The organism is Streptomyces netropsis (genome assembly GCF_014203545.1).
GTDB lineage: Bacteria > Actinomycetota > Actinomycetes > Streptomycetales > Streptomycetaceae > Streptomyces > Streptomyces netropsis.
In genome coordinates, this window is the sequence record NZ_JACHJG010000006.1 from 414,678 (window position 1) to 421,248 (window position 6,571).

Annotated in this window: 8 protein-coding genes and 1 pseudogene; 3 read left to right on the plus strand and 6 right to left on the minus strand. The window is 69.4% G+C overall.

Annotation, left to right across the window (positions count from 1 at the left end):
- Window positions 1-8: 8 nt before the first annotated feature.
- The 5 genes from FHS38_RS17455 to FHS38_RS17475 form a co-directional block, all read right to left on the minus strand.
- Window positions 9-728 (minus strand): alpha/beta hydrolase, encoded by a 720-nt coding sequence (locus FHS38_RS17455; RefSeq protein ID WP_184734484.1) that lies wholly within the window; start codon window positions 726-728, stop codon window positions 9-11.
- 451 nt (window positions 729-1,179) lie between these two features.
- Entirely contained in the window at window positions 1,180-1,455 is a 276-nt protein-coding gene (locus FHS38_RS17460) for a hypothetical protein (RefSeq protein WP_184734485.1), read from the minus strand.
- 305 nt (window positions 1,456-1,760) lie between these two features.
- Window positions 1,761-1,856: a hypothetical protein gene (locus tag FHS38_RS36365; RefSeq protein ID WP_373301769.1), complete on the minus strand. Its 96-nt coding sequence runs from the start codon at window positions 1,854-1,856 to the stop codon at window positions 1,761-1,763.
- Complete coding sequence (locus FHS38_RS36105; protein WP_184734487.1) at window positions 1,853-2,215, minus strand: D-alanine--D-alanine ligase family protein; 363 nt, start codon at window positions 2,213-2,215, stop codon at window positions 1,853-1,855. The genes FHS38_RS36365 and FHS38_RS36105 overlap by 4 nt, the downstream gene beginning before the upstream one ends.
- Window positions 2,216-2,326: 111 nt before the next feature.
- A complete protein-coding gene (locus FHS38_RS17475; RefSeq protein WP_229822025.1) occupies window positions 2,327-3,484 on the minus strand; it encodes an aminotransferase-like domain-containing protein in 1,158 nt (385 codons plus the stop codon).
- 532 nt (window positions 3,485-4,016) lie between these two features.
- On the opposite strand from FHS38_RS17475, the gene FHS38_RS36110 reads away from it, so the two are divergent.
- Both FHS38_RS36110 and FHS38_RS17485 read left to right on the plus strand, forming a co-directional pair.
- On the plus strand, window positions 4,017-4,397 hold the full coding sequence (locus FHS38_RS36110; RefSeq protein ID WP_308433507.1) for a LysE family translocator: 381 nt from the start codon (window positions 4,017-4,019) through the stop codon (window positions 4,395-4,397).
- A gap of 253 nt (window positions 4,398-4,650) precedes the next feature.
- Window positions 4,651-5,325 carry an HAD family hydrolase gene (locus FHS38_RS17485; protein WP_184734488.1) on the plus strand — a complete coding sequence of 225 codons (675 nt, stop codon included), beginning with the start codon at window positions 4,651-4,653 and terminating at the stop codon, window positions 5,323-5,325.
- Here FHS38_RS17485 and FHS38_RS17490 read toward each other — a convergent pair.
- Entirely contained in the window at window positions 5,227-5,763 is a 537-nt protein-coding gene (locus FHS38_RS17490; RefSeq protein WP_184734489.1) for a molybdopterin-dependent oxidoreductase, read from the minus strand. The genes FHS38_RS17485 and FHS38_RS17490 overlap by 99 nt on opposite strands.
- A gap of 470 nt (window positions 5,764-6,233) precedes the next feature.
- On the opposite strand from FHS38_RS17490, the pseudogene FHS38_RS35450 reads away from it, so the two are divergent.
- A pseudogene (locus tag FHS38_RS35450) lies at window positions 6,234-6,571 on the plus strand (hypothetical protein); the annotation flags it as partial.

Sequence of the window (6,571 nt, forward strand, 5' to 3'; positions counted from 1 at the left end):
GAATCTGGTCAGGATGCGCCCGGGGCCGGCGTGCGGACCTGTTCGGCGATCCAGGATTCCGCGAGCTGTGTCCAGGTGGCGGCATCGCCCGCTCCCTGGGCGAGACCGAGACTGTGCGGGCCGTGGGCGAAGACGTACACGGTGTGCGGCACCTCGTGCGCAGCCAGTGCCGAGGCCAGCCGGTAGGTGTGCTCGGGCGGGACGTAGATGTCCTCGGCGGTGTGCCAGAGGAAGAAGGGCGGAGACGCCGTGGTCACCAGCGCGTCGAGGGATGTCTGGCGGCGCAGGTGCGGTGAGACATCCTCCCCGAGCAGGATCAGTCGCGCGGGTCGGTAGGTCTCGGTCTCCATCGATGTGATTGCGTAGCCGAGCACGGCGAACTGGACAGACTCGCGTGACTCGTCACCGGGTGCGAGTGCGGCCAGGCCCGCGAGATGCCCGCCGGCCGAGAAGCCGATCAGCCCGATGCGGTCCGCCCCCTGTTCGCGCCTGCGGCGGATCTCGGCCCGCAGAGCCAGGAGGGGTTCGGGATGCCGCACGTGGAGCGGGTAGCGGAAAACGCTCGCCGACAGGCCCAGTGTGGAGAGCCACGCAACGATCGGCTCCGCCTCGTGTGGGGCATGCGAGGCATAGCCCCCGCCCGGCAGGACGATCAGATGTGTCGTCGCGGGGTGCACCCGCTCGGCACGTCCGCGCGACGCTGGTGCCGTCTCAAATGGATTGCTCATCCCAACCTCCGTACGTGCTCACGGACGCCGCAAGCGGCCCTGAACACAAGGCTGTACCCGGGTTGTCACCGCACTGGGTCTTTCGGCACACGCAATCGGGTGAGGAGCGCAGTCGCGCGGCAGCTCCAGGCCCGGCGCTCCGGGTGGAGTCGCCCTCCTGCCGCGTGGTACGGGACGATCGCGGCTGGAACCAGCCGCCCACAGCGGCGGCGACGGGGTCCGCCCCCGGTTCACGCAGGGCGTAGATCGTCTTCGCGCCGGCCCACAGGAGGGTCCTGCCGTAGGGGAGGTCGGGGTGGCGGTCGACCGTCGTGTGGAAGAACTCGGTCGCGGAGGAGCACTTCTTGGGCGCCGCCTCGACGTCGTCGGTTCTGATGGGCTGGCGCGGTGCGGGTCGGGTGGCCGGGCTCGGGCTGTCGCGGTGCCGTCGCGGGAGGGCCTCTCAGGGTGATCAGGCGAAGGAGATGTCGCTGAGGTCGATGGTGACGAGCAGCAGCTCGGCCGGCGCCTGGCCTTCGGGTGTGCGCGGGAGGATGCGGTGCTCGGTGGGGAGGGTGATCCCGGCGACCTGCGTGTAGCCCGAGAAGTAGTGGGCAGCGGCGCTGCCGGCCCTGATGTCGACGTCGTAGTCCTCGCGCCGCATCAGGCAGTCGTCGCCGACGTGAACGGCCTGGACGCTGTTATGGGCGGCGAGATGCCCGGCCAGACCACGCGGAGCCGTCGCCACCGCTCATCGTTCAACTGCCAGGGTTCCAGTTCCCTGGTGTCGAAGCCCGGGAGGGTGAAGGTGAAGGGCTGGGTGAGGTAGGTCCCCATCGCGGTGCCAACGAAGCAGGCCGGCTGGAGGGTCGTCCACAGCGTCTTGAGCGTGTGGTCGGCGAACGAGTCTCGTGGTCGTTCCAGTTCCTCGAGCAACTCGCCCTCGGCGGTCTCGATATCGGGTCGCTGTCGCCATTGGCCACGAACACCAGCAGCTTGCGGCAACCGAGCCGTTGGAGCAGGACGCGTTCCAGAGAGCGCGTTGCTCGTCGCTCAGTGAGTGCTGTTGGCTGCGAGGTCGCGAAGAAAGCCGCCGAGGTCGTAGCCCGCGGCCTCCAGGGCCATCGGGTAAGTGCTGGTCTGGGTCATCCCGGGCGCGACGTTGGTTTCGAGGATGTGCACCTGGCCCTCGGTGCCTCCTTGGCGGTGGGCTTGTCGAACGCAGCCCGGCAGGCCGCCGGGGGCGCTCCGATGTAGGGGACGCCGGCCAGCTCCAGCACCTCTTTGATCGTGCCGTCTTCCCCGGCGGCGCCATGCAGCAGCGGCAGGACGATGCTCGGCGGGTCCTGAGCGAGGTCGCGCAGGAGGGTGCTGTCGGCGTCGCGCTGCTGGGCCTCGATGCCGGCCCGGCGCAGGGCCTGGGTGACGTGGGAACCGGAGCGCAGGGAGACTTCGCGCTCGGAGGACAGGCCGCTCGCGAGGACGAGTACCGACTTGAGATCGCTCATCGTGGCCATCCGGAGAAGAAGGAGGGTGGCCAGGGCAGTTCAGGGCCGGGGGCCTGCGGGCCGTGGACGGATCGGGCGGGTGCGGCGCCGAAGGTATCGCGGAGCGTGATCTCACTGGGTGATGACGTCGCCGAGGCGCCGGACGCCTTCGCGGATGCGCTCGGGCGGCGGGTAGCAGAACGACAGGCGCATGTTGGCCTGGCCGCTGTCGTCGGCGTAGAACCCGGTGCCCGGTACGTAGGCGACGCGGGCGCTGGTGGCGCGCGGCAGCATCGCCTTGGCGTCCAGCCCTTCGGAGAGGGTGGCCCACACGAAGAACCCGCCGGCCGGGGTCGTCCACGTCACGCCCGGAGGCATGTACTCCGTGAGGGCGTCCAGCATCGCGTCCCGGCGCTCCCTGTATATCTCCCGGAAGACCTTGATCTGGTCGGACCAGGGCTGAGTGCGCAGGTAGCGGTCGACGGCGAGCTGGGGGAACGGGGACTGCGACAGGATCGCGGACTCCGCGGCCAGGACGAGCTTGTCCTTGACGGCTGTGGTGGCGAGGGCCCAGCCGACGCGCAACCCGGCGGCGAAGGTCTTGGAGAAAGAGCCGAGGTAGATCACGTCGTGGGCACGCTCGGCATCCGCGCGCAGGGCCCTCACGGGTTCGCCGTCGTAGCGCAGCAGCCCGTACGGGTTGTCCTCCAGGACCAGGACGCCGGCCCGTCGGCAGGCTTCAAGGACCTCTGGCCGCCGCGTGGTGGAGAGGGTCACACCGGCGGGGTTCTGGAACGTCGGCACGGTGTAGAAGAGCTTGGCGGGGTGCCCTTCGGCGCTCAGGCGGGCGAACGTCTCGGCCAGGGCCTCGGGGATGACCCCGTTGTCGTCCATGGGCACGTGGGTGATGCGGGCCTGGTAGGCGGCGAAGGTGTTGATCGCCGTCACGTACGTGGGCGCTTCCGTCACGACCGTGTCGCCGGGGTCGAGGAAGATCTTGGCGACCAGGTCCAGGGCCTGCTGCGAGCCGCTGGTGACCACCACATCATCCGAGCTCCCGACCACGCCCTCAAGGGCCATGACCTCGCAGATGCTCTCCCGCAGCGACTCCACACCTTGGGCAGACCCGTACTGGAGGGCGACCACCCCCTGTTGGGTGACGAGGTCGGCCATCACGGCGCTGACGGTCTCCAGCGGCAGTGCGGCGATGTTCGGCATCCCGCCGGCCAGCGATACCACCTCCGGGCGGGCGGCCACCGCGAACAGGGCCCGGACCTCGGAGGCGATCAAGGGACACGACGCTATCGCTCATCCGCTGACGCCTCCAACTGATGTGCCAACCCGTTCTTCTCTCCAGGGTGGAACACTGCGGAGAGACACGCACGTCCGCGAGGCCTCGTGTCCCATTCCCCGACGGTGGCCACAGGCGTCGCCCCGCGCACAAGATGAGATCGTCGTTCAGGCAGCGAGGCAGGCACAGGTCTTGGCGATCATGGAGTTGCGACGCTCCGTGATCACCGGGGGGCCTGTGCCTGTACTGCCGTCGTGACTGTAGACACCTCGTTCCAGAGGGGGCCAGGCTGACCGGCTTACCCCATCGCTTGAGGCGCATCCCGGACACGTCATCGCGAGGTGCGATGCACAAGTTCGGAGGCGAACGCCGCGATTCCTGCCCGACATCGGGCAGCAATGTAGACGCCCCACGGCTCCCGACCTAGGGTAATCGCTCGTGATCACTCCAGGCGCGATAGGGGCTTTTGCTCTGACAGTAGGACTTCTCACGCCGACTCCCGGACTGGATGCCGCACTCATCCTGTGCACCGTGGCACTCGGGCACCATCGTCGTGCCTGGGGCGTGGTCCTCGGCATCCAGAGCGGCACGCCGGCCTGGGGCACCCTCACCTCGCTCGGCGTGACCGCACTGCTGACGGCGTCTCACCTCGTCTACGAAACACTTCGTTGGGCCGGAGCCGCATACCTGGTGTGGATGGGCGGCAGGCTGCTGTGGACTGCCTGGCGCCACTCATCGAGCGAGAGCCCGCAGACAACGGAGGCCGAGACCAAGGCCAGGGTAGGCGCCGTGGATACCCTGCTCGGCGGCTGGCGGCAAGCACGAGCAATCTCCTCAACCCGAAGATGGGCGCCTTCTACGTTGCGGTGCTCCCGCAGTTCATCCTGGCCGACGCCTCGCACGTTGCTCTAGGCGTGCTCCTGGCCGGTGTACACATCTCCCTGGCCGTCGTCCGGGCTTGCGCGCTGATCGCCTTCGCACACGTGCTCCGACATCGCCTGCAACGACCCGCCGCTACCTCGACCGCATCGCCGGCACGGTCATCGCCGCCTTCGGCATCCGCCTCGCGCTCGGGCAGTGACGCACCGGCCCGACGCATCCGCAAGACCACCGGCAGCCGCGGAACGGGTAACCCGCGCATCAACCGAAGCGAAAGGACATCTGCATGTGTTCGCTCCCCATCAGCGCCGAGGCCGTGGTCTTCGACTGCGACGGCTTGCTGGTCAACACCGAAGCCTGCTGGACCGTTGCGGAAACCGCAATCTTCGCCGCTCACGGCCATCCCTTCGGCCCCGAACAGAAAGCCCTGGTCATCGGCCGCACCGTGGAGGCCGCTGGAGAGGCCATGGCCCAGTACCTCGGCCGCCCCGGCGCCGGTGCCGAACTCGCCGCCAACCTCCTCGAAAGAGTCCGCAAGGAGCTTTCCCGAGGCGCCGCAGCCCTCCCCGGGGCGGCAGAACTGGTGCGCGCCTGCCGGGCGGCCGTCCCCATCGCCGTAGCCAGCAACAGCCCCCGGGAACTGCTGGACGCGGCACTGTGGTCGGTCGGCCTCGCCGACTGCTTCACCCACTCGTTCGCCGCCGACGAGGTACGTTCCCCCAAGCCCGCACCAGAGCTCTACCTCACCGCATGCGAGGCGCTCGGAGTGGCCCCGAAGCGTTCCGTCGCCTTCGAGGACTCGGCCACGGGCATTGCCTCGGCGCGTGCTGCCGGGCTCTACGTCGCGGTCGTACCGTCTCTTTCAGGAGCCGGCCTCGACCACGACTGGCTGGGCACCAGCCTGGCCGAGCGCGAACTGCTGGACTGGGCCAGGCAACTGGGAGATGGCACGGTTCGCTGACCCACTCAGCTTGGTGCGCAGGAGCGGTCGAAGCGGGAAGCCGTGTTCGAGCGTGAGCGGCTCGCCGTCGTGGTGGGTGGCCATGATGGTGGAGTCCGCGGTGAAGTCGGACAGGCGGAGGTTGGCGCTGTAGCCGTACTCGGCCCAGGCCATGACGTGGGAGACGCCCGGCGCGGGAGGAGCGAGGTCCAGCAGGGTGGAGGCGGGCACGCCGAAGAACTCGTGGCCGAGGGTGCTGGTGCCGGATGCGCAGTGCAGATCCGCGAGGACGGTCGCCCGGGGCATGGTGAGGACCTCGTCGAAGGTCCAGGAGTACGTCTGCCGGGTCGCGGTGGCTCCGAAGACCTGCAGATTCCACCGGTCCGGGCGGAAGCGGGGCACGGGCCCGTAGTGCGAGACCGGCCAGCCCTTCGCTAGACGCTGCCCCGGCGGGGGCATGCCCTCCCTCACGACGCCCCGCCGTCGCCACGATGGGGCGGTACGAGCTGGAGATGGCTGCGAAGAAGGCTGCCAGAGACCTGGCGCCCGCAGGCTGAAGCTACACTTCGGCGCCCGCCCCGTGACCGCGAGGCGGGCGCTGAGTTGGCGGACTGTGGCCGAACCCCTGGCTGAAGCCGTCCGGCGCGACGCCGCCAATCTGCTGGCCGACCTCCGCCAGGGCGCCTGGCGGCCCAGCGCAGCGGAGCAACAGCCGACCGATGACCTTGCCCGCGGGCAGTGGGATTGGCACTGGCCCAGATCCGGTCTACGCGACCAGCCGCCCGCCATCGCGGCCGGCCGGCCGGTTGGTCGCCGTCCTCCACCCCGCCGTGACCGTGGCCGAGACCACAGGTGCCGACACAGACGCAGCCCTGCGGCAGCCTCGCGTGCTGGTGGACGCCGTGGCCCCCGCGACTTGATCACCCTGTCTGGTGTCGGGCTTTACCCAAGCTGAATCCCATCCGCCAGGGTTCCCACAGCGGTCTGGTCGATCCGGGCCCTGCCCCGCCTCACCGGCTGCCGCAGCACCCACCACCACGACGGCGCAGACGCCGGGGCCCGGCGACACCTGTACGGCGGCCGACCTCGGTACACGCCACCCGTACATCAAGAGCACCGAAGTGTCCCCGACGATCACCCACTTCAAGGGCTGGTACGTCACCGAGGGCACAACCGGAACCCAGACCGTCACCACCAGCACCCAGACGACCATCTCGGTCTCCGTCGGCCTCACCGGCAACGTCGAGGGCGGTTTCGCCGTCGAGAC

Excerpts from the sequence above, each read along its gene's own strand:
- FHS38_RS17455 (WP_184734484.1), bottom strand. The coding sequence starts at position 728 with ATGAGCAATCCATTTGAGACGGCACCAGCGTCGCGCGGACGTGCCGAG.
- FHS38_RS17490 (WP_184734489.1), bottom strand. The coding sequence starts at position 5,763 with ATGCCCCCGCCGGGGCAGCGTCTAGCGAAGGGCTGGCCGGTCTCGCAC.
- FHS38_RS36365 (WP_373301769.1), bottom strand. The coding sequence starts at position 1,856 with ATGACCCAGACCAGCACTTACCCGATGGCCCTGGAGGCCGCGGGCTAC.
- FHS38_RS17485 (WP_184734488.1), top strand. The coding sequence starts at position 4,651 with ATGTGTTCGCTCCCCATCAGCGCCGAGGCCGTGGTCTTCGACTGCGAC.
- FHS38_RS36105 (WP_184734487.1), bottom strand. The coding sequence starts at position 2,215 with ATGAGCGATCTCAAGTCGGTACTCGTCCTCGCGAGCGGCCTGTCCTCC.